This is a genomic window from Streptomyces melanogenes (assembly GCF_014649795.1).
GTDB classification, from domain to species: domain Bacteria; phylum Actinomycetota; class Actinomycetes; order Streptomycetales; family Streptomycetaceae; genus Streptomyces; species Streptomyces noboritoensis.
The window spans coordinates 32,981-58,782 of the sequence record NZ_BMTS01000006.1; the positions used below are offsets into that span (position 1 = coordinate 32,981).

The window sequence follows — 25,802 nt, forward strand, 5'->3', positions numbered from 1 at the left end:
GCCGCATATGTCACAGCCCCGCGCCCCTAGGGGGCGGGCTACCGCCCCGCCCCCACCGGCACCCCCATCACCTCTCGGGAGTGGCGGGTCGGGACCATGCCCAGGTGCCAGGCCTGCCAGCCGTCCTCCAGTTCCACGCCGCGCTCCAGCATGAGCGCGTACGCCTCCGCGCAGTCCTCCAGTTTGCTGTCGCGGGTGGCGTGGTGGGCGCGGATCAGCTGGGACAGCTCCTCCTGGGCCACCGCCACCCCGATCTCCGAGCCGCCCGCCGAGGCGTACGGCAGCAGGGTGCAGCGCAGGAAGCGGGCCCAGTCGCCGCCCCTGCGGTCCCCGTACGAGTCGAACAGCTCGACCGCCTCGTCGCACAGCCGCAGCGCCTGGGGAGCGCGGTTGTTGCCCGCGTCGATCAGGGCCAGCTCCAGACAGGTCCAGCCCTCGCCGTGGGCGACCCCGATGCGGTGGAAGTCGGCGCGGGCGTCGACCAGGAGCTGGCGGGCGAAGCCGGAGTTGCGCAGGTTGCCGGTCTGGGCGGCGCGCTGGTCCCGGGTGACCCGGCCGGAGTGGTGGCGGGCGCAGGCAAGGCCGTACACGTCCCGCATCCGCGAGAACATCGTGCGGGCCCGTTCCAGCTCGCGGACCGCCTGGTCGCGGTCGCCGCGCTCCTCCAGGGCCTGGCCCAGGTAGTACAGCGTCCACGCCTCGCCGCGCGCGTCCTCCATCTCCCGGTGGCGTGACAGCGCCTGGCGCAGCCCGTCGACGGCCGGGCCCGGGTCGCCGTCCACGAGGCGGGCGCGGGCCAGCTGGGTCAGCGCCCAGGCCTCGCCGCGGCCGTCGCGGGTGCGGCCGTACAGGTCGAGCGCCGTGCGCAGCTCCTCGTCGGCGCGCGGCACGTCGCCCATCCGCAGGCACACCTGGCCGAGCTGGAAGTGGGTCCAGGCCTCGCCGTGCAGCGACTCGCCCTCGCGGTGCAGCGTGAGCGCCGTGTCCAGCAGGGTCAGCGCGTCCGCCAGGTTCGCCCGGTCGCGCTCGACCGCCGCCAGCGCGTGCAGCGACCACGCCCGGTCCTCGTCCTGCGCGGGCGAGGACTGGAGCTCGATCGCCTCGCGCAGCCTGGCCGCGGCCTCCGTGAGGTTGCCCTGGTGGTGCAGGGTGATGCCGAGTGAGCAGAGCGCGAGCGCCGCGCCCGCGTCGTTCTGCGCCTCCCGGTAGAGGCCGACGACCGACGACAGCGTCGTACGGGCCGTGTCGAGCTCGCCCAGCTGGCGGGCCGCGATGCCGGTGCGCCACCGTACGGAACGTTCGAGCAGGCCCTGGTCGACGGCCTGGGACAGCTCGCTGATCTCGCCCAGGCGGTAGAGGTCGCCGCGCAGCAGGCAGTAGTCGCACAGCGCGCCCAGCAGGTTGAGCACCGCCTGCTGGTCGACGTCCTCCGTGTCGCGCAGCGCGGCCGTGATGAAGCTCGACTCGTCGTCGAGCCAGCGCAGGGCCGCGTCGAGCGAGGTGAAGCCGTGGCCGCCGAACTGCCCGGCCCGGGTGGAGAGTTTGCCGTCGACCATGCGGATCACCGCGTCGGCGAGCTCCGCGTAGTTCTGGATCAGCCGCTCCTGCGCGGCCGTCCGCTCGCCGGCCTCCTCCTCGTCCAGGAGCCGGGCCCGCGCGAAGGTCCGTACGGTGTCGTGCAGGCGGTAGCGGTCGGCGCGGACCTGGTCGATCAGGCCCGCCCGCGCCAGGTCGGCGAGCAGCCGGCCCGCCTCCGCCTCGCTCGTGGCGAGCAGCGCCGCCGCGGCCGCCGCGCCCAGCGAGGCGCGCCCGGCGAGCGCCAGGCGCCGCAGCAGTCTGCGCGGCTGCTCGGACTGGTCGGTGTAGCGCAGCCACAGGGCCCGCTCGACGGGCGCCACCGGCCCGTACGCCCCGAGGTCGGCGGCGAGCGCGCGTGCGTCCCGGGACCCCAGCGAGGAGCCCGCGATCCGCAGCGCGAGCGGCAGCCCGCCACACAACTCCCGTACGAGCACGCACGCTTCGCCGTCGTAAGGCTCCTTGAAGTCCTCCTGCGCCGACTCGCGCAGCAGCTCCTCCGCGCCCGCCTCGTCCAGCGGCTCCACCGCCAGCTGGTGCACCCAGGCCGGGAAGTCGTCGGGCAGCTCCAGCGGGCGGGCGGCCGTCACCAGGACCAGGCTGTCGGACCGCTCGGGCACCAGGGTGCGCACCTGCTCGGCGTCGTAGGCGTCGTCCAGGACCACCGTGACCGGAAGGCCCGTCAGATGCTGGTGGTAGAGGTCGGCGAGCCTGCGCACCTGCTGGTCGGCCGAGGAGCGCTCGCGGAAGAGCAGCTGCTCGCGGGGCGCGCCGAGCCGGTTCAGCAGGTGCAGCAGCGCGTCCCGGGTCGGCAGCGGCGTCTGGGCGCCGCCGCGCAGGTCCACCAGGCAGGCGCCCCGGAACTGGTCCCGCAGCTGGTGCGCGGCCCGGACCGCCAGCGTCGTGCGGCCCACGCCCGCCGGGCCGTGCAGCACCACGACCGTGGGGCGGGTCTCGGTCGCGGCGCGCGCGGACTGCACCCATTGGGTGATCCTGCCGAGCTCCGCGCGCCGCCCCGCGAACGGCCCCTGCGGCTCCGGCAGATGGCCGAACGACTGCTCGAGGACCGAGCGGCGCCGGGCCGCCGCGCTCTTGTCCGTGCCGCGCAGCTGGGTGGGAACGGAGGCGCTGGTCTTCTTGCCGGTACGGGCCGCGGGCGCCGTCATGCGCTGCTGGTCCAGGAACGGGCGGATGCCCCGTACGTCCAGGGCCGTCAGCCACTGCAGGCGTAGCTGCTCGGCGCCGCCGGGTCGGCCGAGCTCGCCCGCGCGCCGGTGCGCGGCGGGCCAGTGCGCCGCCGTCACCCGCACGACGGTGGTCGCGGCCCCGGCGACGGCCACGGCCGCCCCGGCGCCCACCGCGGGCCCCGCGCCGGTCCCGAGCGCCGCGTCCGCGACGACGGCGGCGACCGCCGCGACCCCGGTCACCAGGAACGCCGTGCCCGCCTTCTCGCTCGCGAACCGGGCGCCGAGCGTGGGCTGCCCGGCCGCCGCCTCGTCCAGCGCCCGGGTATACGCCGCGTACTCCTCCTCGGCGCTCGCCGCCAGCGCGTCCAGTGCCGCCCGCCCGCGTGTCAGCAGCGCGTTGGCATCGGCCCGGCCGCCGGAGCGCCGCACCTCCTCCTCCACCGCGCGCACCAACAGCCGCTCGGCCTCCGCCCGATGGCCGTCCCGCATGTGCGTCCCCCTCCGAGAGCGTCCGCTGCGACTTGAGTCCTGGTCGAGTGTGCCGTCACTGTCAAGTGTCCTGCGTGCCGCGCGTCGGCGCGAGGGAGTCGGCGGATCATCTCGGGTGTGGGGGAGGATGGGCCCATGCCGAACCGCCTGGCCCATGAGACGTCCCCGTATCTGCTCCAGCACGCCGACAACCCCGTCGACTGGTGGCCCTGGTCGCCCGAGGCGTTCGCGGAGGCACGCGAGCGCGGGCTTCCGGTGCTGCTCAGCGTGGGGTACAGCAGTTGCCACTGGTGCCACGTCATGGCCCACGAGTCCTTCGAGGACGAGACGACGGCCGCGTACCTCAACGCGCACTTCGTCAACGTCAAGGTCGACCGCGAGGAGCGGCCGGACGTCGATGCCGTCTACATGGAGGCGGTGCAGGCGGCGACCGGGCAGGGTGGGTGGCCCATGACCGTCTTTCTGACGCCGGACGCCGAGCCGTTCTACTTCGGTACCTACTTCCCGCCCGAGCCCCGGCACGGCATGCCGTCGTTCCCGCAGGTCCTGGAGGGGGTGCGGGCCGCCTGGACGGATCGGCGCGCGGAGGTGGGGGAGGTCGCGGCGAAGATCGTGCGGGATCTGGCCGAGCGCGAGCTGGTGTACGGCGGGGGCGCCGGCGTGCCCGGTGAGGAGGAGCTGGCGGGGGCGCTGCTCGGGCTGACCCGGGACTACGACGAGCGGCACGGCGGCTTCGGCGGCGCGCCCAAGTTCCCGCCGTCGATGACGCTGGAGTTCCTGCTGCGCCACCACGCCCGTACGGGCGCCGAGGGCGCGCTCCAGATGGCCGCCGACACCTGCGAGAAGATGGCGCGCGGCGGCATCTACGACCAGCTGGGCGGCGGCTTCGCCCGCTACTCGGTGGACCGCGAGTGGGTGGTGCCCCACTTCGAGAAGATGCTCTACGACAACGCGCTGCTGTGCCGGGTGTACGCGCACCTGTGGCGGGCCACCGGCTCGGACCTCGCGCGCCGGGTGGCCCTGGAGACCGCCGACTTCATGGTCCGCGAGCTGCGCACCAACGAGGGCGGCTACGCCTCGGCCCTGGACGCCGACAGCGACGACGGCAGCGGGCACCACGTCGAGGGCGCGTTCTACGTGTGGACGCCCGCGCAGCTCGCCGAGGCGCTGGGCGAGAAGGACGGCGAGGCTGCCGCGCGCCACTACGGGGTGACCGAGGACGGCACCTTCGAGGAGGGTGCCTCCGTCCTCCAACTGCCCTCGGACGGCGGCCCGGTGTCGGCGGACGTACGGGAGCGGCTCTTCGCGGCGCGCGAGCGGCGCCCGCGCCCCGGCCGGGACGACAAGGTCGTCGCCGCCTGGAACGGCCTGGCGATCGCGGCGCTCGCGGAGACCGGCGCGTACTTCGACCGCCCCGATCTGATCGAGCGGGCGACCGAGGCGGCGGACCTGCTGGTCCGCGTCCACATGGACGACCGGGCCCGGCTGTCCCGTACGTCGAAGGACGGCCAAGTGGGCGCCAATCAGGGCGTGTTGGAGGACTACGCCGATGTTGCCGAGGGCTTTCTGGCGCTCGCGGGAGTGACGGGGGAAGGCGCCTGGCTGGAGTTCGCCGGGTTCCTGCTCGACATCGTCCTGGACCAGTTCACCGCCGAGGGCGGGGTGCTCTACGACACCGCGCACGACGCCGAACAGCTGATCCGCCGCCCGCAGGACCCCACGGACAGCGCCACGCCGTCCGGCTGGACGGCGGCCGCCGGCGCGCTGCTCTCGTACGCGGCGCACACCGGATCCTCCGCCCACCGGGCCGCCGCCGAGGGCGCGTTGGGCGTGGTGAATGCCCTCGGGCCGCGCGCCCCCCGGTTCATCGGCTGGGGCCTGGCGACCGCCGAGGCCCTGCTCGACGGTCCCCGCGAGGTGGCCGTGGTGGGCCCGCCCGGGGGCGAACTCCACCGTGCCGCGCTGCTGGGCCGCGCACCGGGCGCGGTGGTGGCGGTGGGCACCCCGCCGGGCACCGAGTTCCCCCTGCTCGCGGACCGGCCGCTGGTCGACGGCGGTCCGGCGGCGTACGTCTGCCGCCACTTCACCTGCGAGGCGCCGGTGACCAGCGCGGAGTCGCTGGCGGAGGCGCTGTCCTGAGTGCGCGCGGGTTCCCCGCGCCCGTGCGGGGCGCGGGGAACCCTGCGCGTCAGCTGTCGTTCTTGAACCGACTCAGCTGTCGTTCTTGAAGATGCCGATGTAGTACCAGTCGCCCCGGTCCGGCGCCTGCCACGCCGGGACCCACTCGTCCTGCGAGCCCAGCCACCGGCCGCCGCTCTGGCCGCAGGTCTTGTCCGTCCACTTGCTGAAGTGCATGGAGTCGCGCCACCACCAGCCGCCGAAGCGGGTCTCGTAGCCCGGCGTGGCCAGACACGCGTGGGCGGGGCGGCCCTTCTGGTCATAGCCGTCGATCTTGATGGACTCGACCTTGCGCGTGTCGTCGTGGATGACGATCTGCTGCCCGTCGGTACCGGCGAACGCGGTCCCGCCCGTCGCGGCGACACCGGCCACGGCGAGCGCGCCGGTGGCCGCGGCCATGGCGAACTTCTTGCCCATGCCCATGAGTTGTTCCCCCTGATTGAGTATCAAATGATCATGCGAGGGGAGATCGTACGACACGTCGGACCATGCTCGGTAACCAGCCAGAACGGCTGGATCCGTCAGTTATGATCACCGCATCATCGGCAGTCGACGGGGGAAACCGACGCCGAGGTGATGCGGGGAAACAGCTTCCGGAGACCGGTCGACTCGCCATGCCCACCCGGGCATCGGGCCGACCGCGCGACCACGCCGGAACGCCTCCTTCCGCCATCAGGATTCACGCACCCCCGAGTCCCGAGCCCCGCTCACCAGAGAGAAACATGGCGGACGAGAAGGTCCTTGCTGCCCAGAAGTGGGTCAACGCCACCTATTCGATGGTTCCCGGCTACACGAAGTGCCCCGAGGACGGGCGCACCGGCTGGTCGACGATGTTCTCGCTGACGATGGCGCTCCAGGCCGAGCTCACCATGGCCCCGCTGGTCGCGAGCTTCGGCCCCGGCACGCTGGCGGAGCTCGCCAAGCGCGGCGACATCGGCCCGGGCGAGCAGAACGTCAACATCAAGAAGATCGTCGAGCACGCCCTGTTCTGCAAGGGCTACTGGGGCGGCGACGGTACGGGCTCGTACGGCGCGGCCACCGACAAGTCGGTCCGGGCGCTCAAGAACGACGCCGGTGTCGACGCCTCCAACGGCCTGGTGTCGCCCAAGGTCTTCAAGGCGCTGCTCAGCATGGACGCGTACATCTCCTCGCCGACGGGCGGCACCGACAACGTCCGCGGGGTGCAGCGCTGGCTCAACGGCCGCTACGTCAACCGCTCCTCGTTCTTCATCGGCCCCGCCGACGGCGTGTACTCGCGCGATGTGCAGAAGTCGTTGATGAAGGCGATCCAGTACGAGCTGGGCATACCCGACGACCAGGCCACGGGCGCGTTCGGACCGGGCACGCAGGCGGGGTTGAAGAACCACGTCGTGAAGGAGGGCGACTCCGGGATCTGGGCGCAGCTCTTCTCGGCGGCGTGCGTGTTCAACTCGCCGATCCCCAACGCCACGGGCGAGAGCAACGTCGAGACGACGTTCCGGAGCACCTTCGACTCGAAGCTCACGCAGTGGGTCAAGGCGTTCCAGGCCTTCTCCGAGCTGGACACGCGCAACGGGACCGGCGACTACGCCACCTGGGCGCAGCTGCTGGTGTCCACGGGTGACCCCAACCGTTCCACCAGCGCCTGCGACACCCGGTTCCAGATCACCCGCCCGCGCGCCGACGCCCTCTACAAGGCGGGCTACCGCCAGGTGGGCCGCTACCTGTTCGACCCGCCGGGCAGCACGCTGGACAAGCAGATCAAGACCGGCGAGCTGGACGACATCTTCGCCGCCGGGCTGAGCGTGTTCCCGATCTACCAGGACAACGCGCGCCGTCTCCAGGACTTCACCTACGCGCAGGGCTTCGCGCACGCGATGAACGCCCACGCCTGCGCGTCGGGCTACGGCTTCAACCGCGGCACGGTCATCTACTTCGCCGTCGACTACGACGCCACCGCGGACGAGATCGCCTCCAACATCGTGCCCTACTTCCAGGGAGTCCAGGCCGGCCTCGCCAACCAGGGCATGCGGTACCTGCACGGCGTGTACGGCTCGCGGAACGTGTGCACGCAGGTCAGCAAGAAGACCGACGCGCGCTACTCGTTCGTCTCGGGCATGTCCTGGGGCTTCTCCGGGAACCTGGGCTTCCCACTGCCGCCGAACTGGGCGTTCAACCAGATCAAGGAGTTCAAGTTCATCTACAGCGGTGACTCGTTCGACCTCGACAACGACGCGCACCGTGCGGGCAGCGACGCCGGACAGAACAGCGTTCACCAGCAGGTGTACCCGTCCGGCGAGTTCATCAAGTACATGGAGAAGCTGTTCCCCCTCGCCCTGCAGTTCACGGCCGAGAAGGGCGACCCCAACGCGCTGGTCATGCAGTACGGCCGTCAGAAGAAGTACGGCGGCCCCGAGTGGGCGGCGCTCATCGGCTGGCCCAACCCCGATTTCATCAAGTTCGCCAACGCCCAGGGCGCGACGCTCCTCCCCGAGTTCAAGGACTCCAACTCCGGCTACATGCTGGACGCCCAGCACCTGCTCGCGACGGCCAACGGCCACTACGCGAAGCCGCAGAGTACGAAGAACATCCGTGAGGTCGGCGCCGGTGACGTGGGCGGCTGGGGCGGCGACCTCATGACGCTGTACGGCGAGTGGCGCCGGGACATCAAGGCCTACCCCTCCGGATACGACTACGTCCAGGCGAAGTGCGCAAGGCTCGGCGTGATCTCCACCTTCGGGTTCAACGACCTGATCGAGGACGCCGACGGATATCTGCTGGGCCGCCGGGTCCAGAACGGGGCACACATCCTCGACACCGTCCGTGAGCACTACGGGCAGGGCGAGCGTGACGCCGGGGCCCTCACCCGCTTCCGCGACTTCTTCGAGATGCGGTTCGGCGGCAGCGTGGACAACGTCGTGGCCATGGCCAAGGGGATGCTGACGATGATGAGCGATCCGGTCATCATCGGCGGCCGCGCGTACCTGACCCAGATGACCGGCGGCGACGGGATCAAGCCGCCGGAGCTGCTGGGCGACAAGGAGCTCCTGGACTTCTGCCGGGGCTTCGCCGACGTCCTGCACGACCGCGTCATGCAGGAAGCCAACGCCAAGGGCCTCTAGGTCCGGTACGAGAGTGATGAGGAACCGAACCATGAGTGATGTCATGACGCAGGCGGTACGCATCGACCGCCGCCGCTTCCTGGTGACCGGGGCCGGGGTCGCCGGTGGCGCGGCGCTGGTCGCGGGCGGGATGTCCGGCACGGCCGTCGCGGCCCCGGTCCCGGCCGTTCCCGCCGCCCCGGTGGCGAAGGAGTGGCAGGGCCGTACCTCCGCCAACGGCTGGCCGATCGTCGGTACAGCCCCGGCGCACCGGGTCGAGGGCGCCGGCGGCGTCCACTTCACGGCGCTGGACGGCGATGTGGCGACCGTGCTCACCCACGTGGTGCGCCGCTACCACTACGAGATCCACACGCTGGGCGCGGGCGAGGTCACCGGGCACACGGGGGCGCGGGCGGTGGCGGCGCCGTACGAGAGCAACTGCCTGTCGGGCACGGCGATCGCGATCCGGCCGCTGCTGTATCCGGTGCGGGCGCGGAACGGGTTCTTCCCGCAGGAGCTGGTGGTCGTCCGCGACATCCTGGCGGATCTGGAGGGTGTGGTGAAGTGGGGCGGTGACGAGCCGACCCCCAAGGAGTCGCACTTCCAGATCGACGTCCGGCCGGGCGACTCCGGGTTGCGGCGTGTCGCGGCGAAGCTGCGGGGTTGGGAGGAGCGGCCGGGGTCTGGCGCCGGCACGATCGATGCGCTGGCCCCGGGCCGGGTGCGGGCGGCGAAGGCGTTGGCTGCGCGCCAGCGGTGACGGGGTGGGGCCGGGGGCTGCGCCCCTCGGCGCCGCCCCGGCCCGGTGTTCGTCTGCGGGTCGTGGCCGGTTGCTCGCGCAGTTCCCCGCGCCCCTAAATGCGCCCGTCGGGGCGCCCAGGGGATTGCCGCGCAGCGGCATTCTTAGGGGCGCGGGGAACTGCGCGACCAGCCCACCACCCACCCGCAGACGCATCACCGCAACCCATCCCGCACCGCCGACAGCGCCCGCTCCACCAGTTCCGCCAAGTCGTCCTTGTGGTCGCGTTCCGCCCAGTACAGGGACGCCTCGTAGACCGCCCCGAGGATCGCCATCGCGTACGCCCGGACCTCCAGTTCGTCCTCCTCGCGGCCCGTGCGTTCCGCGATCACCTGGCACAGGTTGCGGCTGCTGGTCGCCAACGACTGCATCATGCGGGCGCGCAGCGCGGGGACCTGGACGAGGAGCGTCGTCCGCTGGATCATCTCCTCGTGGTCGTGCGCCAGGATCAGCCGGGTCGCCTCGACCAGGACGTGGCGTACGGACTCCAGGAACGGCTCGCCCGCCGGGCGGGCCCGCAGCCCGGCGACTATCACCGGGTCGAACTCGTCCGTGAGGACGATGTCCTCCTTCGTGGGGAAGTAGCGGAACACCGTCGACGGCGACACCTCCGCCGCCTCCGCGATCTGCTCGACCGTCGTCGCGTCGTACCCCTGCTCGGCGATCAGCCGGTACGTCGCGCGCCGGATCGCGACGCGCGTCTTGAGCTTCTTGCGTTCACGCAGCCCGAGCTGCGGCTGCATGTCCTCGGCTAGGGAGTCGAGGGACCGGGTGCGTGGCATGGCGGACATGTCGACATTCTCAGGCATCCATCGCGTCCACGGCAGCAACGGGCGCGCCCGGCACCTCGCGCGCGGCCGGTTCCGGTTCCTCCCGCCCCGGCAGCAGCGCCGCCGCGAGCAGCGCGGTGACCAGCGCCGCCACCCCGCACACCAGCAGCACCGTGTCCATGCCGTGGACGTACGCGGAGTCGGCCGAAGCGGCGAGCCGGGAGTCGCCCAGCTTCGCGGCGACCAGGTGCGCGGCCACCACCGAGTCCCCGGCCCGGTCCGCCGCGGCTCCCGGCAGACCGGCCGTGTCGAGCTTGTCCGTGAACACCCCGGCGAGCAGCGAGCCGAGGAGCGCGATCCCGATCGCGCTGCCCACCTGACGTACGGTCATCAGCAGCCCGGACCCGCTGCCCGCGCGGGCCGGCGGCAGCGTGGCGAGCGCGGCCGTCATCGCGGGCACCATCGCGAAGCCGAAGCCGAGCCCGGTCAGCGACAGCCACAGCGCGGTGAAGCCGTAGCCGCTCTCCACGGTCGTCCGGCTGCCGAGGAAGGCCGAGAAGGCGAGCACGACCAGGCCCGCGCTGATCGTGCCGCGCGCCCCGAACCGCCGCACCAGCGGCTCGCCCGCCTTGGCCGCGACCATCAGCCCGCCCATCAGCGGCAGCATCCGCAGCCCGGTGCCGAAGGCGTCGTTGCCGAGGACCGCCTGGAGGTACTGGGGCAGCACGAACATCAGCCCGGCGAGGATGAACATCACCAGCGTGGCCGCCAGCGTGTTCAGCAGGAACGGCCGGTGGGCGAGCAGTTTCATGTCGAGCATCGGACGCGGCACCCGCCGCTCCCGTACGACCAGGGCGGCGATCAGGACCGCGCCGCCCGCGAGCGTGGCGACCACCAGCGCGTCGCCCCAGCCGCGCGTCGGCGCCTCGATGATCCCGTAGATGAGCGAGCCCAGACCCGCGGCGGTGAGCGCGGTGGAGAGGGCGTCGACGCGCGGCGAGGCCGGGTCGCGGGTCTCCGGGAGCAGGAAGGCGCAGGCGGCGATGCCTATCGCGACCATCGGGACGTTGATGAGGAAGACGGAGCCCCACCAGAAGTGGTTGAGCAGGAAGCCGCCGATGATCGGGCCGAGCGGCAGGCCGAGCGCGGAGGAGGCGGTGACGATCGAGACGGCCTTGGTGCGCTCCTCGGCGGGGAAGAGCGAGGGCAGTACGGCCAGGGCGAGCGGCATCACGAACGCGGCTCCTATCCCCATGACCGCGCGGGCCGCGATGACCGCCCCGACGCTGGTGGTGAGCGCGCCGACGAGCGAGCCCGCCAGGAAGATCCCGAGGCCGGTGATGAGCATCCGGCGGCGGCCGAAGCGGTCGCCGAGGAGTCCGGCGGGGAGCATCAGGGCGGCGAAGACCACGACGTAGGCGTCGGCCATCCACTGCTGCTGGCCGGTGGTGGCGCCGAGCTGCTGGGCCATCGTCGGCAGCGCGACATTGAGGATCGTCATGTCGAAGCCGAGCACCAGCATGCTCGCGACCATCGCCCCCAGCGCCCACCAGCGCCGCGGATCGGGACCTGACACCTGCGTCATGGCACGCCTCCGTAAGAGTTACCGTCAAGTGACAGTAACTCTCAAAAGAGGGTCGACGTCAAGAATGCTGGTAGGCGACCAGGGAGATGCCGACGTAGTGGACGACGAACGCCGCCAGCGTCAGGGAGTGGAAGACCTCGTGGAAGCCGAACCAGCGCGGCGAGGGGTTGGGGCGCTTGATGCCGTAGATCACGCCGCCCGCGCTGTAGAGCAGTCCGCCGACGATGACCAGGACGAGCACCGCGATGCCGCCGGTGCGCATGAAGTCGGGCAGGAAGAAGACCGCCGCCCAGCCCATGGCTATGTAGCAGGGGGTGTAGAGCCAGCGCGGCGCGCCGACCCAGAAGACGCGGAAGGCGATCCCGGCGAGCGCCGCCGCCCACACCGCCCAGAGCAGCACCCGCCCGGTCGCGTCCGGGAGCAGCAGCAGGGTGAGCGGGGTGTAGGTGCCCGCGATGATCAGGAAGATGTTGGCGTGGTCCAGCCGGCGCAGGATCGCCTCGCCGCGCGGGCCCCAGTCGCCCCGGTGGTAGAGGGCGCTGACGCCGAACAGCAGACAGGCGGTCAGGACGTAGATCCCGCAGGCGATCCGGCCGCGGGTCGAGTGGGCGAGCGCGGTCAGCACGAGGCCCGAGACGACCACCGCCGGAAACATCCCGGCATGCAGCCAGCCGCGCAGTTTGGGCTTCAGGGGCCTTGCCGGCGCGAGGGCCGTCACCTGATCAGTCATGTCCCGCATGCTACCTACGCCTCCGTAAGTTACGGATAGGGGCGGCCCGTAATCGTATGCCCCGACCGCGTGCACCACAGATGAACGAGGAGTGGCGAGTGGTGATGCTCACGTGAGGGGGCCCCTGGACATATGGGCGATTGGCACGGATGATCAGATGAGTGCGGTCGGCACCGGATGAGCGCCAAGTACCAAAAGAAGCGTCCGGGTCGCAGCCCCCACGGGGCAACGAACGAAATTCCCCCACAAGGGGATACCGAACCCTCAACAAGGAGCGATCGTGGCGCGCGACATCGCGGCTCCCACCTCTGTCCCGACGAACCACCAGGAGCTGGTCTCCTGGGTAGACGAGATCGCAGCCATCACGCAGCCGGACAGGGTGGTCTGGTGCGACGGTTCCGAGGCCGAGTACGAGCGCCTCTGCGAGGAGCTCGTCGCCAAGGGCACGTTCAAGAAGCTGGACCCGATCAAGCGCCCGAACTCGTACTACGCCGCGTCCGACCCGACCGATGTCGCACGGGTCGAGGACCGCACCTTCATCTGCTCCGAGAAGGAGGAGGACGCCGGGCCCACCAATCACTGGAAGGCTCCGGCGGAGATGAAGGAGATCTTCGCGGGTGAGAAGGGGATCTTCCGGGGATCGATGCGCGGCCGCACCATGTACGTCGTGCCCTTCTGCATGGGCCCGCTCGGCTCGGACCTCTCCGCGATCGGCGTCGAGATCACCGACTCCGCCTACGTCGCCGTCTCCATGCGCACCATGACCCGCATGGGGCAGCCGGTCCTGGACGAGCTCGGCACCGACGGCTTCTTCGTCAAGGCCGTCCACACCCTGGGCGCCCCGCTGGAGGCGGGCGAGGCCGACGTGCCGTGGCCCTGCAACTCCACCAAGTACATCTCGCACTTCCCCGAGACCCGCGAGATCTGGTCGTACGGCTCGGGCTACGGCGGCAACGCCCTGCTCGGCAAGAAGTGCTACGCGCTGCGCATCGCCTCCGTGATGGCGCGCGACGAGGGCTGGCTCGCCGAGCACATGCTCATCCTGAAGCTGACCCCGCCGCAGGGCGAGTCGAAGTACGTGGCCGCCGCGTTCCCGTCCGCCTGCGGCAAGACCAACCTCGCCATGCTGGAGCCGACGATCTCCGGCTGGACCGTCGAGACCATCGGCGACGACATCGCGTGGATGCGGTTCGGCGAGGACGGCCGGCTGTACGCGATCAACCCCGAGGCCGGTTTCTTCGGCGTCGCGCCCGGCACCGGTGAGCACACCAACGCCAACGCGATGAAGACCCTGTGGGGCAACTCGGTCTTCACCAACGTCGCGCTCACCGAGGACGGCGACGTGTGGTGGGAGGGCATGACCGAGGAGGCGCCCGCGCACCTCACCGACTGGAAGGGCAACGCCTGGACGCCCCAGTCCGAGACCCCGGCCGCCCACCCGAACGCCCGCTTCACCGTCCCCGCCGGCCAGTGCCCGACGATCGCCCCCGAGTGGGAGGACCCCAAGGGCGTCCCGATCTCCGCGATCCTCTTCGGCGGCCGCCGCGCCTCCGCCGTACCGCTGGTGACCGAGTCCTTCGACTGGAACCACGGTGTCTTCCTCGGCGCGAACGTCGCCTCCGAGAAGACCGCCGCCGCCGAGGGCAAGGTCGGCGAGCTGCGCCGCGACCCGTTCGCGATGCTCCCGTTCTGCGGCTACAACATGGGCGACTACATGGCCCACTGGGTCAAGGTCGGCGCATCCGCCGGGGCGAAGGGGGACGCCGCCAAGCTGCCCAAGATCTACTACGTGAACTGGTTCCGCAAGAACGACGCGGGCAAGTTCGTGTGGCCTGGCTTCGGCGAGAACAGCCGTGTCCTGAAGTGGATCGTGGAGCGCCTTGAGGGCAAGGCCGAGGGCGTCGAGACGCCGATCGGCATCCTGCCGACCAAGGAGTCCCTGGACACCGACGGCCTCGAACTGCCCGAGGCGGACCTGGAGTTCCTGCTCAAGGTCGACACCGAGGTCTGGCGCGAGGAGGCGGCGCTGATCCCCGACCACCTCAACACCTTCGGCGACCACACGCCCAAGGAGCTGTGGGACGAGTACCGCTCGCTGGTCGCCCGCCTGGGCTGACCCCCGATGACTCGTGGCGGGCTGCCCCGAACACCGCCCTGACCAGTGGGGTCACGACGGTCCGCCACGACATGATCGGCCCCCGGAGCCCCCTCACGGCTCCGGGGGCCGGATCGTTTTCCCGGGATGGTTTTTCGCCAGGGCGGCTGCCGGGAGCGGGTGTTCGCGGGACACTCGGACCCGGAGCGCGTTGGGCCAGTGAGGGGGCGCGGAGCGTGCGCACACCGGTGAGTGATCCGCTGCGGGTGGGGCCGTACCGCATAGTCGGGCGATTGGGGTCCGGCGGGATGGGGTGGGTGTATCTGGGCCGCTCGCCCGGGGGCCGGGCGGTCGCGGTCAAGGTCGTACGGCCCGAACTCGCCGCCGACGAGGAGTTCCGGCGGCGCTTCGCCCGCGAGGTGGCCGCCGCGCGGCTGGTCGGCGGGGCGTTCACGGCGGCCGTCGTCGACGCCGACCCGGACGCCGAACTGCCCTGGCTGGCCACGGCGTACGTACCGGGGCCCTCCCTGTCGGAGGCGGTCGGCGCGGACGGGCCGCTCACCGGGGGACAGGCGCGGCGCCTCGGGGCCGGTCTGGTGGAGGCGCTGCAGGCGATCCACGGCGCCGGAGTGGTCCACCGCGACCTCAAGCCGTCGAACGTGCTGCTCGCCGCCGACGGGCCGCGTGTGATCGACTTCGGCATCTCGGCGGTGGCCGGGGCGACCGGGCTGACCCGGGTCGGGCAGCTGATGGGGACGCCGCCGTACATGTCGCCCGAGCAGATGACCGGCGCGCACGCCGGGCCCGCCAGTGACGTCTTCTCGCTCGGCGGGGTCCTGGTCTACGCCGTCGCGGGGTACGCGCCGTTCCGGCACGGCGCCGGGGTGGCCTACCGGGTGGTGCACGCGGAGCCCGAACTCGACGACGTACCGGGGGAGTTGCTGGACCTGGTCGCCGCGTGCCTGGCCAAGCGGCCCGAGGACCGGCCGGCCCTGGACGCGCTGCTCCAGGGGCTGATCGGCCCGGACGCGGGCGACGCACGGGCCCTCACCTGGCCGCCGCCCACGGTGGCCCGGCGCATCCGGGTCCGCACCGGCGAGCTGAAGGTCCGCCAGTCCTCCGGGGCCAAGGCGTCGCTGCCGTCCTGTCTGCTGCTGCACGCGCAGACGCTGCTGGACGCGGGGCTCAGCGACGCCATGGTGATCGAGGCGGTGGGCCGTGCGGCACTCTGAAGGGACGCCCGGCAGCGACGGGAGAGACCTGGGCGTCCAGTGGCGGTCGCTGGTGCACGGCTGGGCGGCCGGGCGCCATCTGCACTGCGAGGAGGACACCGTCTCCGTCTCGCTGCGCTTCGACCTCGCCGACGCCGGACGGGCGGTCACCGTCCGGTTCATGACCACCACCAAACTGCTGGTCGCGTTCATGACCGACGGCCGGTTCCTGCGCGGCGACCAGCTGGCGACGGCCGCCGCCGCGGCCAACGCCTGGAACACCGAACAGCTGGTCCCGATGCTGTCGGTGTGGGACGTACGGGGGCCGCGGCCCTGTATCGCCGGGGTCTGCACCTTGCCGCTCAACTGCCGGATGAACCAGCCCGAGTTCGATTCCCTGGCCGGGGACTGGGTGGAACAGGCGAGGCAGATGTTCGTCCGGTGCCACCAGGTGTTCCAGTTGTAGACGGGGTGAGCGGGAATCCTCCGGGAATGGCCAAAACCCTTACGGACGGCGGCCGGTGGCGTCATATTTGCGATGTGCTTTTCCGGGGGGCGGGGAGGTTTTCGCGCATGGGGCAGCTCCGTTGGCCGCGCGCCGCGCGCGGGCTGTGGGCGTCGGCCGGGCTGCTGGCCCTGGCCCTGCTGGCGCCGGCCGTTCCGGCCGCGGCCGACGAAGGGTCCTGTACGGGCAAGCTGGCCGAGCGGCTGGAGTGCTGGGCCGGGCGCGTCGGTGCCCAGGACGCGGCCGTCGTCACCCTGCACCGGCCGCTGGAGCTCGACGGGAAGAGCGCCGACTGGAAGCTCAAGGAGCGCGAGCCCGTGTTCGGCCGAGGCCCGCTCGTCGTCCTGGTCCCGGCCGGGCACCCCACCGGAGCGGGCGGCACCCTGCTGCTCGTCCTCGCCGGTGACCGGCTCGTCGACAAGGACGCCGAGATCACCCGGCTCGACGACCAGACCCTGGCCGACCTGCGCAAGGCGGGCGCCTGCGAGGGCAACCTGTGCGAGCTCGTCGCGGAGGCGAAGGGCAAGGGCAGGACCCTGCGCGGCAAGGAGCTCGTGGACGCGAAGCTGGCCGCCGACCTGGGCCTCAACGCCGACAGCGTCGGCGGCACCGGCGGCGGCTCCTCGCTGCTGGTCCCGGCGCTCGGCGTCGCCGCCCTGCTGCTGCTCCTGCTGACCGCTCTGGTCTTCGCCGTACGCCGCTCGCGGGGCCCGCGCCTCGCGTTCGCCGCACCCGCCGCGCCCATCGGCCGTACGGCGGTGAAGAGCACCGCGAGTGCGGTCGAGCCCCCCGGCAGGCACCGCGCCGCCGCGCCGGGCCGCGACGTCCGCAGGCCGAGCACCCCCGGCCGCGTCGCCGTCGTACGCACCGCGCTGCACCCGCAGGGGTACGTCGAGCTCGACCAGTGTCTGCGCCGGGCGGTCTGGGCCGAGCCGGGGGAGCCCGCGCCCGCCCCCGGCAGCTCCGTCGAGGTGAGCGAGGGCCGGGGCAAGGACGCCGGGATCCTGTACGCCCACGCGTGCGCGGAGGACCAGAGGACCGTCATCGACCGTGCCCGGCACGGCAGTTGACCCGCACAGCGAAGTACCGGGAACGGGGAGAGGTCAGATGCGCAGGCAGCAGCCACCCAGGACACTTCCGGCGGAGTACGCCGACATCGAGTTCGAGAACAACGCCCAACGGCTGCCGCTGGTGCTGTGCCTCGACACCTCCAGCTCGATGGCGGGCCCGCCCATCGACGCGCTCAACACGGCGCTGAGCGAATGGACCCGCGAGCTCCACGACGACGTCAGCCTCAGCTACAGCGTCGAGGTCGCCGTCATCACCTTCGGCGGCCGGGGAGTCACCGCCTGGCGCGGCGCGCAGCCGCTCGAACCGGGCTCCCCGGTCGGCCCGTTCGTCGCCGCCAACATGTTCGAGCCACCGCGCCTCGCCGCCTCCGGGGTGACCCTGATGACCGAGGCCCTGGAGCTCGCCATGCACGTGGTCGCCGCCCGCAAGGCCGAGCTGCGCGCCCAGGGCTTCCAGTACTACCGGCCGCAGATCTGCCTGGTCACCGACGGGCTGCCGACCGACGGCACCGGCCACATCAGCCGCACCTGGCAGCGGCTGGTCCCGGTGCTCGCCGAGGAGCAGGCCGCACGGCGCTTCCGGCTGTACGCGATCGGGGTCGGCGGGCTCACCGACCTGGCCGAGCAGGTGCTCCAGGCGTACGCGCCGAAGTTCAACGCCCGGCTCCAGGGCTTCCCGTTCCGCCAGCTGCTCCAGATGATGTCGGCGAGCGCCAACGCCGAGACCAAGGGCGCGGGCGACGAGGTCTTCGAGAAGATCTTCAGCCAGTTCAAGACGCAGCGCCCGGCCTGGGAAGCCTGAGCGGGCCATGGGGACGCGGGCGCACGGGAGCTGGCGGGTGCACGGTCTGAGCGTGGAGGGCTACCGGCACCGCCGGGACGGCGTCGCCTGCCAGGACGCCTGGCGGTGCGCGACGGACGGGCCCGTCACGGTCCTCGCGGTCGCCGACGGCGCGGGCAGCAGGCCGCGCTCCGGCGAGGGCTCCCTGCTCGCGGTGCGCCTGGCCGTCGAGCACTTCGGCCGGCTGCCCGCCGCGCGGACCGACGGCCCGGTCGCGAACCGGCTGCTGCGCCGCAGCTTCCAGCGGGTCGTGGACGACTTCCTGGACCGTACGGGCGAGGCGGCCGCCGACCACGCGACCACGCTCACCGTGGTGGTGCTCGCGCCCGGCTGGCTGGGGCACGCCAGCGTCGGCGACGGCTTCGTGGTGCTGCGGGCCGGGACCGAGGACGGCGAGCGGCAGTTCCATCTGCTGCCGCAGCCCGCGGCGGTGAGCGAGTACAGCAACGAGACGGTGTTCCTCAGCACGCCGGACGCCGCCCGCTGGGTGCGGACCGACTGCGTACGGGACGACGGCGTCGACGGCGTCCTGCTCTCCACCGACGGCCTGGCCCAGGCCGCGCTCTCCTGGTCGGGGGGCGCCCCGCAGGCGCCCAACGAGTCCTTCGCGGCGGCCGTGCTGCGCTCGCTGGACACGGAGGCGGTGGAGCCCGGCGACGAGGACGACCGCCTCGCCGCGCTGCTCAGGTCCGACCGGCTGACCGCGCTCAACGGGGACGACAAGACGCTGCTGCGGGCGGTACGCACGGGGCTTGCGGGAGGGGGCGCATGAGCGGGCCGAACGGGCGGACCGTACTGCTGGGCGGGGTGCCGGTGGTGCTCGCCGCCGAGCCGCTCAAGGGCGGCGGCCAGGCGGCCGTCTACCCCGTCGAGGGCGACGACCGGGTCGTCGTCAAGCTCTACCGGGACCCGCCCGGCCCCGAGCAGGAGCGCCGGCTGACCCGGATGCTCACGATGTCCCCGCTCGGCGGGCGCCCCACCGACCGCTCCCAGCGGCCCGAACTCGCCTGGCCGACCGCGCCCGCGCGGGCGCCGGGCGGCGCGTTCCTGGGGTACGCGATGCAGCGGTTCGGGGAGCCCGAACACGTCCAGCTGGTGGGCCTGTTCACGCGCGCCCAGCGCATCCGGCTCTTCCACCAGCGGGCCGACTGGCGGTTCCTGCTGGGCGTCGCGTGGAACCTGGCGTTCATGACGGCCCGGATGCACCACGAGGGCCTGGTCATCGGGGACTTCTCCAGCAGCAACGTGGTGGTCGACGCGAACGGCTTCATCACGTTCCTGGACTGCGACTCGATCGCCTTCACCGACGCGGTCACGGGGGAGCTGTTCCCGTGTCTGATGCACACGACGGACTACTCGGCGCCGGAGCGGCTGGCGGGGGGACCGGCGACGCGGGCGAGCGACGACTTCGCGCTTGCGGTGTTGGTGTACCAGCTGCTGACGGCAGGCAACCACCCCTTCGGTGGCGTCCCGCACGACAGCGCGCCCGAGTCGACGGTCCAGGACAACATCGCTGCGAGCATCTCGTACGTGGTGCGGCCGGAGCAGGTCGTGGTGCCGCGCGGGACGGTGGACCCGTCCGTGCTGCCGCCCGAGCTGCTCGGTCTGTCCCGGGCGGCGTTCGGCCCGGGCGTCCTGGACCCCGGGGCCCGCCCGTCGGCGGAGGACTGGCTGCGGGCGCTGGACCGCGAGCGGTCGCTGGTACGGGTCTGCCCGGACCGCCCGATGCACACGTACGGCTCGCACTTGTCCGGGTGCCCGTGGTGCGGCCGGGCGTCCGTGACGGGCCACGACGTCTTCAACCTGGGCCCGGTCCCGACACCCCCGCCTCCACCAACGGGAACGCGAACGGCCCTGCTGGTCGGCGTGATCCTGCTGATCCTACTGATCGTGATCGTGACGGTGTGACGGCCGTCTGCGACCCGGTGGCGGGCTGAGCGCGCAGTTCCCCGCGCCCCTTGTCAGCCCGGTTTTCGTCTGCGGGCCGTCCCCAACTGGTCGCGCAGTTCCCCGCGCCCCTAAAAGCGCCCCTCCGGGCCGCCCAGGGAGGATGCCGCGGAGCGGCACTTAAGGGGCGCGGGGAACTGCGCGAGCAACCCACCACCGGGTCGCAGACGAACTCCGGGCAAAGAAGGGGGTGGCACCCGGTCCGCGGACCTCCGCGGCGCGCGGACCGGGGCCGATCAGGGGGCCAGCGCCAGCGCGTGCGCGTCCATCCGCTCCGCAGCCAGGATCGCGGCCGCCGTGTCGGCCCGCGACGCGGCGACGACGAGGGCGCGCCCCGCCAGCGCGTGCGCGCGCCCGTGCAGCGCGGCCGACGAGCCCCCGCGCAGACCCGCGTGCCGCACCGGCGGCATCCCACCCCGCAACCGCGCGATCTGTCGCGCGATCGCGTCCCCGGCCGAGTCGAGCCCCAGCTCGTCCGTCACCGCGAGCAGCGCCGCCAGATGCCCGGCGAGCTGGATGTCCAGCTCCTCCTCACGGGAGCGGTGCGGAACGCGCACGTCGGCGGCCATCGTGCTGTGCACCGACTTCGTCCGTATCGGCTCGTACATGAGATGGCCTCCTTCAACGTCCAACGTCGCAGGAGGCCATCCTATCTTAGATTCTGTCTAAAGTTGAGCCGAAGCCAGCAGCCCGCTACATCTGGCTGTAACCGTCCAGGAAGCTGCCGATCCGCGTCACGGCCCCGGCCAGATCCTGCGCCGAGGGAAGCGTCACGATGCGGAAGTGGTCGGGCTCGGGCCAGTTGAAGCCGGTGCCGTGGACGACCATGATCTTCTCGGCCCGCAGCAGGTCGAGGACCATCTGGCGGTCGTCCTTGACCTTGTAGACCGCCGGGTCCAGACGGGGGAAGAGGTACAGCGCACCCTTGGGCTTCACGCAGGTGACGCCGGGGATCTGGGTCAGCAGGTCGTACGCCGTGTCGCGCTGTTCGAGCAGCCGCCCGCCCGGCAGCACCAGGTCCTCGATGGACTGGCGCCCGCCGAGCGCGGTGGCCACGGCGTACTGCGACGGCATGTTCGCGCACAGCCGCATGTTGGCGAGGATGGTGAGGCCCTCGATGTACGAGGAGGCGTGCGCCTTCGGGCCGCAGACCGCGAGCCAGCCGGAGCGGTACCCGGCCACGCGGTAGTTCTTGGACAGGCCGTTGAAGGTCAGGACCATCAGGTCCGGGGCGACGACGGCCGTCGGGGTGTGCGTGGCGCCGTCGTACAGGATCCGGTCGTAGATCTCGTCCGAGCAGACGATCAGGTTGTGGCGGCGGGCGATCTCGGTCAGCGACCGGAGCATCTCCTCGTCGTACACCGCGCCCGTCGGGTTGTTCGGGTTGATGATCACGATCGCCTTGGTGCGGTCGGTGATCTTGCGCTCGATGTCGGCGAGGTCCGGCATCCAGTCGGACTGCTCGTCGCAGCGGTAGTGCACGGCGGTGCCGCCGGCGAGCGAGACGGAGGCGGTCCACAGGGGGTAGTCCGGGGCCGGGACCAGCACCTCGTCGCCGTCGTCGAGCAGCGCCTGCATCGACATCTGGATCAGCTCGGAGACGCCGTTGCCGAGGTAGATGTCCTCGACGTCGAGGTCGATGCCCTTGGTCTGGTAGTGCTGCATGACCGCGCGGCGGGCGGAGAGCAGGCCCTTCGCGTCGCCGTACCCGTGCGCCCCGGAGAGGTTGCGGAGCATGTCCTCCAGGATCTCCGGCGGGCACTCGAAGCCGAACGCGGCGGGGTTGCCGGTGTTGAGCTTGAGGATGCGGTGCCCTGCCGCCTCCAGCCGCATGGCTTCTTCGAGAACCGGGCCGCGGATCTCGTAACAGACATTGGCGAGCTTGGTCGACTGGATCACCTGCATGACGGTCACCTTACGGGGGCGTTTCGGGGGCCGCGCGGTGTTTGTGGCCCGGGGCGTGTGGCCGGGCGGAGCCGTGGCTTCCATCGGAATGCGGCGCGGGGGGTGGGGCCGTGGGATTGCTGGGCGGGGCCGGGGCGCGGGCTTGGATTACGCGCGCCCCGCACCGGGGCGGTGAGATGCACCACGGTGCGTTGTCATGTGCGACCCGGTGGCGGGCTGGTCGCGCAGTTCCCCGCGCCCCTAAAAGCGCCCCTCCGGGCCGCCCAGGGAGGATGCCGCGGAGCGGCACTTAAGGGGCGCGGGGAACTGCGCGAGCAACCCACCACCGGGTCGCAGACGAAGGCCGGGCTGACAAGGGGCGCGGGGAACTGCGCGCTCAGCCCACCACCGGCCCGCAGACGAAGGCCGGGCCGCGGACATGGCCGGTTCAGAACCGGACATTGTCGGCCAAGGCCGACCCCCACACGCTTCCCACCCCCGCCCCGCAGGGATACGTTCCCGCCCCACGGACCCCCGAGGAGGCAGCATGACCAACGGCAAGCAGCGCGAGCCCGTCGAGCCGACCCCGTTCGTCGTCCGCAGCAACCGGCCCGCCGCGCAGGGCGTCCCGTCCGACGTCTCGGACTTCCGCAACGCCTCGCAGGGGCTGCTCGCACCCCCGGACCTCCCCGTGATCCCCGCCCGGGACGGCAAGGGGTACGCCTGGCACTTCGCCCGGTTCGACTTCCTGCGGGAAGTGGAGGAGATCCCGGCGGCTGTCAACGCCCGCGTCTGGCGCCAGGGCCGTATGAACGCCATGGCGGGCCTCTACCTCGTCACCCGCGCGGAAGACGGCGGCGTCTACCAGGTCCGCGGCTACGACCTCGCCAACATGACGATCGTCGAGGGCCGCACCGGACTGATCGTGATCGACCCCCTCGGCTCGTACGAGACCGCCCAGCACGCCCTGCGCCTCTACCGCGCCACCACCGACGACCGCCGCCCGGTCAGGGCGATCGTCTACACCGCCAGCTGCGTCGACCACTTCGGCGGCTCGCGCGGCCTCTTCGCGGACGAAGGGGACACCGTCCCCGACGACCTCGCCGTGTACGCGCCCGACGGCTTCCTCGACGACGCCGTCCGCCGCCACGTCGTGGAGGGCCTGGCCACGGCGTGCCTGGTCGACCACACGTACGGCACCCGCCTGGAGGCCGGCCCGTACGGCCTGATCGACAGCGGACCCGGCCTCACCGTCTCCGCGGGCGAGGCCACCCTGATCCCGCCGACCCACCAGCTCTCCGGCGAGGTCGAGGCCGACGGCGTGCGCCTCGTCCTCCAGCCCGCCGCGGGCCTCCAGTCCCCGGCCGAGATGAACGTCTACCTCCCCGACCGCAAGGTCCTCTACCTCACCGCCCCCGGCCTGCTCGGCGGCCTCGGCGACGTACGCGCCCGCCACCTCGACGAGACGCTGAAGGCCTTCGGCGGGATCGCGGAGATCGTGGCCGGGGCGTACGAGTGGCCCGGCTGGGGCGACAAGGCCGTCTCCGCCCGGCTCGCCGCGCGCCGGGACGCCTGGGTCCGGCGCCAGAGCCAGCCCTCGAACCAGCCGTTCTACGCCCCCGGCTACGTCGGCACCGCCACCCAGGCCGCCCGCCAGACCTGGCTGCGCCTGCTCGGCCACGAGTTCGTCGCCGCCACCGACGCCGTCGCCGCGACCCCCGCCTCCGCCGCCACCGCCCAGCGGTACGTGGTGGCCCTCGGCGGCGCCGAGGCGGTGCTCGCCGCCGCGCGCGAGGAGTACGACGCCGAGACGCCCCGGTACGGCCGGGTCGTCGAGCTCCTCGACCACGTCGTGGCCGCCGCCTGCGACCGGGCGACCGTGTCGGCGGCGGTCCTGGAGGCCGCCACCTCGCTCCAGGCCCTGGCGCTGACCCAGCTCGGCTACCTCGCCGAGTACGGCCCGCTGCGCAACGCCTATCTGACGGCCGCCCGCGACCTGCGCCCCGGCCCGCAGCCGCCCGGCTCCCGCCCGGTCGTCGCCGACCTGGTCCGCCACGCCAACCCCGCCCAGTACTTCGCCGCCGTGGCCGCCCGCCTGGACGGCCCCCGGGCCGCCGAACTGCGCGACCCCGTCGTCCTGTTGTGGCACTTCACCAACACCGGCCAGTCGGGCGTCACCGTGCTGCGCGACGGCGTCCTCGTCTACACCGACACACGCGGCGACACCATGCCGCCCGGCGTCGACAAGCCGCACGCCACGATCACGCTCACCCGCGAGACCCTCGATCAACTCCTCGCCCCGGGCCCGGACTTCGCCGCCAACTTCGACGCGGCGGTCCGCGCGGGCCGCGTCCAGACCGACGACCGGACCGCGGCCGACACGGTCTTCGGCTACCTGCTCCCGGGGGTGCAGGCCGTGAACTGAGCCCGGGCGGAGGCGGGGACGGCGAACGCGGGACCGTCCCCGCCGAGCCCGGAGTCCCGTACGTAGACGCTCTGGTTCGAACTGATCCTCGACGGGCGGCTATGATCCGTCGACTTTCGACGTATTCACAGCATCCGCACATACCGGGGGGACCACGTGCGTTCCATGTCTGCGCGCCTCATACGCGGCGGGCTCGCGGCCGCCGCCACGGCGGGGCTGGCCGCCACCGTCACCACCGCGCCCGCCCGGGCCGCGAGCGGCTACGACCGCTGCGCCTACGGCAAGCTGTGCGTCTTCAGCGAGCCGCTGGGCAAGGGCGACATGCTGGTCGTCTCCGGGTCCATGCTGCGGCTGGGGTCCTGGGACAACCGCATCAGCTCCTTCGCGAACTACTCCGACATGCCCGTCTGCTTCAACAGCGAGCCGGACCTCGAAGGGAACCCGGAGCGGGCCAGGGCCACGCACTACTACTCCGGCCAGGTGTCGTTCGACGAGAGCTCCCGGCCCGACCTCGACAACACCGTCAGCTCGCTCGACCTGGACCCCGAGGCGGACTACTTCTGCGGTACGGAGGGGCGCTTCCCGACGTACTCCACCTGGCAGTCCGAGACCAGGCAGCGCCCGGCCGGGCTGCCCGCCTCGGCCGCGTTCGGGGACGCCGACGGCGACGGCTTCGGCGACCTGTACGCGCGCGACAAGTTCGGGCAGCTGTGGACGGACCACGCCTACGCGAGCAAGACCCGCACCCGGGTCGTGGGCGGCGGCTGGAACGCGATGACCCAGCTCACCCGGCACGGCGACTACAACGGGGACGCCAAGGAGGACCTGTTCGCCCGGGACCGCTCCGGCGTCCTGTGGTTCTACCCGGGCCTGGGTGACGGCACCTTCGGTGACCGCGTCAAGGTCGGCGGGGGCTGGAACGCCATGCGCGACCTGACGGCCGCCGGGGACCTGACGGGCGACGGCCGCGCCGACCTGCTCGCCGCCGACACCACCGGCACCCTGTGGACGTACCCCGGTGACGGGCACGGCACCTTCGGCGCGCGGCAGAAGGTCGGCGGGGGCTGGAAGGTCATGAACGAGCTGGTCGGGGCCGGTGACATGAACTCCGACAAGCGGGCCGACCTGGTGGCCCGGGACACCGCAGGGAAGCTGTGGTTCTACCCCGGCACCAGGCGCGGCACCTTCGGCGACCGCAAGCTCATCGGCACCGGCGGCTGGAACGGGCTCACCGAGCTGGCGGGCGTCGGCGACGTCACCGGCGACGGCCGCCCGGACCTGGTCGCGCACGCGCCGGGGCAGAAGGAGCTCCGCGTGTACCCGGGCACGGGCGCGGCGGACGGCGGCCTGCGGTCCCCGAAGCAGTACGCCCAGGCCCGCTCCACCCACCTCGTCCTCTGACCCCCTCACTGTTCTCGAACGGAGTTCGGT

Annotated in this window: 19 protein-coding genes; 12 read left to right on the top strand and 7 right to left on the bottom strand. The window is 72.3% G+C overall.

Annotated elements, in window-relative coordinates; genetic code table 11:
• Positions 1 to 38 precede the first annotated feature (38 nt).
• Positions 39 to 3,251 carry a tetratricopeptide repeat protein gene (locus IE252_RS14810; RefSeq protein ID WP_190089866.1) on the bottom strand — a complete coding sequence of 1,071 codons (3,213 nt, stop codon included), beginning with the start codon at positions 3,249 to 3,251 and terminating at the stop codon, positions 39 to 41.
• Positions 3,252 to 3,386: 135 nt separating this feature from the next.
• Between IE252_RS14810 and IE252_RS14815 the strand changes: the two genes are divergently transcribed.
• Complete coding sequence (locus IE252_RS14815) at positions 3,387 to 5,390, top strand: thioredoxin domain-containing protein (protein ID WP_190089867.1); 2,004 nt, start codon at positions 3,387 to 3,389, stop codon at positions 5,388 to 5,390.
• Between the two features lie 72 nt (positions 5,391 to 5,462).
• On the opposite strand, the gene IE252_RS14820 is transcribed toward IE252_RS14815, so the two are convergent.
• Positions 5,463 to 5,852, bottom strand: a complete 390-nt coding sequence (locus tag IE252_RS14820; protein WP_190089868.1) for a hypothetical protein — start codon at positions 5,850 to 5,852, stop codon at positions 5,463 to 5,465.
• Between the two features lie 299 nt (positions 5,853 to 6,151).
• Between IE252_RS14820 and IE252_RS14825 the strand changes: the two genes are divergently transcribed.
• Together IE252_RS14825 and IE252_RS14830 are read left to right on the top strand one after the other, a co-directional pair.
• A complete protein-coding gene (locus IE252_RS14825) occupies positions 6,152 to 8,530 on the top strand; it encodes a glycoside hydrolase domain-containing protein (RefSeq protein ID WP_190089869.1) in 2,379 nt (792 codons plus the stop codon).
• Positions 8,531 to 8,561: 31 nt separating this feature from the next.
• A complete protein-coding gene (locus IE252_RS14830; protein ID WP_190089870.1) occupies positions 8,562 to 9,269 on the top strand; it encodes a hypothetical protein in 708 nt (235 codons plus the stop codon).
• A 194-nt stretch (positions 9,270 to 9,463) separates the two neighbouring features.
• Here IE252_RS14830 and IE252_RS14835 read toward each other — a convergent pair whose 3' ends face one another.
• From IE252_RS14835 to trhA, 3 genes are read right to left on the bottom strand one after another with little or no spacing between them, the layout of a single operon-like run.
• Entirely contained in the window at positions 9,464 to 10,099 is a 636-nt protein-coding gene (locus IE252_RS14835) for a TetR/AcrR family transcriptional regulator (protein ID WP_229848365.1), read from the bottom strand.
• Positions 10,100 to 10,109: 10 nt separating this feature from the next.
• A complete protein-coding gene (locus IE252_RS14840) occupies positions 10,110 to 11,663 on the bottom strand; it encodes an MFS transporter (RefSeq protein ID WP_190089871.1) in 1,554 nt (517 codons plus the stop codon).
• 58 nt (positions 11,664 to 11,721) lie between these two features.
• Positions 11,722 to 12,402, bottom strand: coding sequence for a PAQR family membrane homeostasis protein TrhA (gene trhA / locus IE252_RS14845; RefSeq protein WP_190089872.1), 681 nt, complete (start codon positions 12,400 to 12,402; stop codon positions 11,722 to 11,724).
• A gap of 271 nt (positions 12,403 to 12,673) precedes the next feature.
• On the opposite strand from trhA, the gene IE252_RS14850 reads away from it, so the two are divergent.
• The 7 genes from IE252_RS14850 (at position 12,674) to IE252_RS14880 (ending at position 20,023) form a co-directional block, all read left to right on the top strand.
• Positions 12,674 to 14,509 (top strand): phosphoenolpyruvate carboxykinase (GTP), encoded by a 1,836-nt coding sequence (locus tag IE252_RS14850; protein WP_190089873.1) that lies wholly within the window; start codon positions 12,674 to 12,676, stop codon positions 14,507 to 14,509.
• Between the two features lie 215 nt (positions 14,510 to 14,724).
• Entirely contained in the window at positions 14,725 to 15,720 is a 996-nt protein-coding gene (locus tag IE252_RS43165; protein ID WP_308434538.1) for a serine/threonine-protein kinase, read from the top strand.
• Positions 15,707 to 16,165 carry a hypothetical protein gene (locus IE252_RS14860; RefSeq protein WP_190089875.1) on the top strand — a complete coding sequence of 153 codons (459 nt, stop codon included), beginning with the start codon at positions 15,707 to 15,709 and terminating at the stop codon, positions 16,163 to 16,165. The genes IE252_RS43165 and IE252_RS14860 overlap by 14 nt, the downstream gene beginning before the upstream one ends.
• Before the next feature lie 107 nt (positions 16,166 to 16,272).
• Positions 16,273 to 17,274, top strand: coding sequence for a hypothetical protein (locus IE252_RS14865; RefSeq protein ID WP_190089876.1), 1,002 nt, complete (start codon positions 16,273 to 16,275; stop codon positions 17,272 to 17,274).
• A gap of 37 nt (positions 17,275 to 17,311) precedes the next feature.
• Complete coding sequence (locus IE252_RS14870) at positions 17,312 to 18,076, top strand: vWA domain-containing protein (RefSeq protein ID WP_190089877.1); 765 nt, start codon at positions 17,312 to 17,314, stop codon at positions 18,074 to 18,076.
• 7 nt (positions 18,077 to 18,083) lie between these two features.
• Positions 18,084 to 18,887 carry a PP2C family serine/threonine-protein phosphatase gene (locus IE252_RS14875; RefSeq protein ID WP_190089878.1) on the top strand — a complete coding sequence of 268 codons (804 nt, stop codon included), beginning with the start codon at positions 18,084 to 18,086 and terminating at the stop codon, positions 18,885 to 18,887.
• Entirely contained in the window at positions 18,884 to 20,023 is a 1,140-nt protein-coding gene (locus IE252_RS14880) for a hypothetical protein (RefSeq protein WP_190089879.1), read from the top strand. Before IE252_RS14875 ends, IE252_RS14880 begins: the two co-directional genes overlap by 4 nt.
• Before the next feature lie 275 nt (positions 20,024 to 20,298).
• Here the strand turns inward: IE252_RS14880 and IE252_RS14885 are convergent, their stop codons facing one another.
• Together IE252_RS14885 and IE252_RS14890 are read right to left on the bottom strand one after the other, a co-directional pair.
• Entirely contained in the window at positions 20,299 to 20,670 is a 372-nt protein-coding gene (locus IE252_RS14885) for an SCO4983 family protein (RefSeq protein WP_190089880.1), read from the bottom strand.
• Between the two features lie 85 nt (positions 20,671 to 20,755).
• Positions 20,756 to 21,967 (bottom strand): pyridoxal phosphate-dependent aminotransferase, encoded by a 1,212-nt coding sequence (locus IE252_RS14890; protein WP_101389812.1) that lies wholly within the window; start codon positions 21,965 to 21,967, stop codon positions 20,756 to 20,758.
• A 526-nt stretch (positions 21,968 to 22,493) separates the two neighbouring features.
• On the opposite strand from IE252_RS14890, the gene IE252_RS14895 reads away from it, so the two are divergent.
• Entirely contained in the window at positions 22,494 to 24,371 is a 1,878-nt protein-coding gene (locus IE252_RS14895; protein ID WP_190089881.1) for an alkyl sulfatase dimerization domain-containing protein, read from the top strand.
• Positions 24,372 to 24,536: 165 nt separating this feature from the next.
• The gene (locus tag IE252_RS14900) at positions 24,537 to 25,772 is read left to right on the top strand and encodes an FG-GAP-like repeat-containing protein (RefSeq protein WP_190089882.1); all 1,236 of its coding nucleotides are present in this window, start codon (positions 24,537 to 24,539) and stop codon (positions 25,770 to 25,772) included.
• The last annotated feature ends 30 nt before the right edge of the window (positions 25,773 to 25,802 follow it).

Excerpts from the sequence above, each read along its gene's own strand:
- IE252_RS14830 (WP_190089870.1), top strand. The coding sequence starts at position 8,562 with ATGAGTGATGTCATGACGCAGGCGGTACGCATCGACCGCCGCCGCTTC.
- IE252_RS14895 (WP_190089881.1), top strand. The coding sequence starts at position 22,494 with ATGACCAACGGCAAGCAGCGCGAGCCCGTCGAGCCGACCCCGTTCGTC.
- IE252_RS14885 (WP_190089880.1), bottom strand. The coding sequence starts at position 20,670 with ATGTACGAGCCGATACGGACGAAGTCGGTGCACAGCACGATGGCCGCC.
- trhA (WP_190089872.1), bottom strand. The coding sequence starts at position 12,402 with ATGCGGGACATGACTGATCAGGTGACGGCCCTCGCGCCGGCAAGGCCC.
- IE252_RS14900 (WP_190089882.1), top strand. The coding sequence starts at position 24,537 with ATGTCTGCGCGCCTCATACGCGGCGGGCTCGCGGCCGCCGCCACGGCG.
- IE252_RS14870 (WP_190089877.1), top strand. The coding sequence starts at position 17,312 with ATGCGCAGGCAGCAGCCACCCAGGACACTTCCGGCGGAGTACGCCGAC.
- IE252_RS14825 (WP_190089869.1), top strand. The coding sequence starts at position 6,152 with ATGGCGGACGAGAAGGTCCTTGCTGCCCAGAAGTGGGTCAACGCCACC.
- IE252_RS14815 (WP_190089867.1), top strand. The coding sequence starts at position 3,387 with ATGCCGAACCGCCTGGCCCATGAGACGTCCCCGTATCTGCTCCAGCAC.
- IE252_RS14890 (WP_101389812.1), bottom strand. The coding sequence starts at position 21,967 with ATGCAGGTGATCCAGTCGACCAAGCTCGCCAATGTCTGTTACGAGATC.
- IE252_RS14865 (WP_190089876.1), top strand. The coding sequence starts at position 16,273 with ATGGGGCAGCTCCGTTGGCCGCGCGCCGCGCGCGGGCTGTGGGCGTCG.
- IE252_RS14820 (WP_190089868.1), bottom strand. The coding sequence starts at position 5,852 with ATGGGCATGGGCAAGAAGTTCGCCATGGCCGCGGCCACCGGCGCGCTC.
- IE252_RS14875 (WP_190089878.1), top strand. The coding sequence starts at position 18,084 with ATGGGGACGCGGGCGCACGGGAGCTGGCGGGTGCACGGTCTGAGCGTG.
- IE252_RS14810 (WP_190089866.1), bottom strand. The coding sequence starts at position 3,251 with ATGCGGGACGGCCATCGGGCGGAGGCCGAGCGGCTGTTGGTGCGCGCG.
- IE252_RS14880 (WP_190089879.1), top strand. The coding sequence starts at position 18,884 with ATGAGCGGGCCGAACGGGCGGACCGTACTGCTGGGCGGGGTGCCGGTG.
- IE252_RS14840 (WP_190089871.1), bottom strand. The coding sequence starts at position 11,663 with ATGACGCAGGTGTCAGGTCCCGATCCGCGGCGCTGGTGGGCGCTGGGG.
- IE252_RS14835 (WP_229848365.1), bottom strand. The coding sequence starts at position 10,099 with ATGTCCGCCATGCCACGCACCCGGTCCCTCGACTCCCTAGCCGAGGAC.